A 606-nucleotide genomic window follows, 5' to 3' on the forward strand; every position below is an offset into this window, starting at 1 on the left:
CGCGGCGCAGCGAGGTGTCCAGGTCGGTGAGGCAACCGGCCAGGAAGGCGCGGCGGTTGGGGGCGTCGAAGCCGGCGGCGGCGATCGCCGGGTCGGTGACGAACAGTGGGAGCACCTGGTCGGCGCCGGTGCGGGCGGCGTGCAGGGCGGGGTTGTCGTGCAGGCGCAGGTCCTGGGTGAACAGGACGACGGCGACGGTCATGGAGGTTCCGATCCCGGGCCGGCCGGGTCGAACTCCCGTGCCGGACAGTTGAGGTGACGTGGCGTCGGGGACGGGCGTCCCCTCCTGCTGTTTCGGAGCGGACGGCGGCCGGCATGAGCGGCGGCGGGCTCCGGGCGGACGAAATGTCCGGCGAATCGGGAACATCCCGGCGGGCGGCCTCGTTCCCCCAGGGTCCAGTTGCCTCTTCGCCCCTGGGAGCGTTGTGCCCGAGACCGCGTCCGCCCCGTCCACCCTCTCCCCCGCGCCGACCGTCCTCCCCCCTCTTCCGGCCCCGAGCGTGCAGGCCGAGCGCCTGATCGAGCTGGGGGTGCACGGGATCGCCGGCCTGTCCGCCGCCGAACTGCGCGCCTTCGCCGCGGCCGCCGACGCCTCCGCCGCGGGCG

The 606-nt window shown here is 75.4% G+C and carries 1 protein-coding gene and 1 pseudogene; one reads left to right on the forward strand and one right to left on the reverse strand.

Translation table 11 applies throughout. The annotated features are described in order from the left end of the window. The coding region (locus KCH_RS04635; RefSeq protein WP_035859269.1) for a deoxyribodipyrimidine photo-lyase at positions 1–202 on the reverse strand (202 nt) is incomplete at its 3' end. A 223-nt stretch (positions 203–425) separates the two neighbouring features. On the opposite strand from KCH_RS04635, the pseudogene KCH_RS42295 reads away from it, so the two are divergent. After that, positions 426–606 (forward strand): annotated as a pseudogene (locus KCH_RS42295) (DUF5701 family protein); the annotation flags it as partial.

The sequence above is a fragment of the Kitasatospora cheerisanensis KCTC 2395 genome (assembly GCF_000696185.1).
Classification (GTDB): Bacteria; Actinomycetota; Actinomycetes; order Streptomycetales; family Streptomycetaceae; genus Kitasatospora; species Kitasatospora cheerisanensis.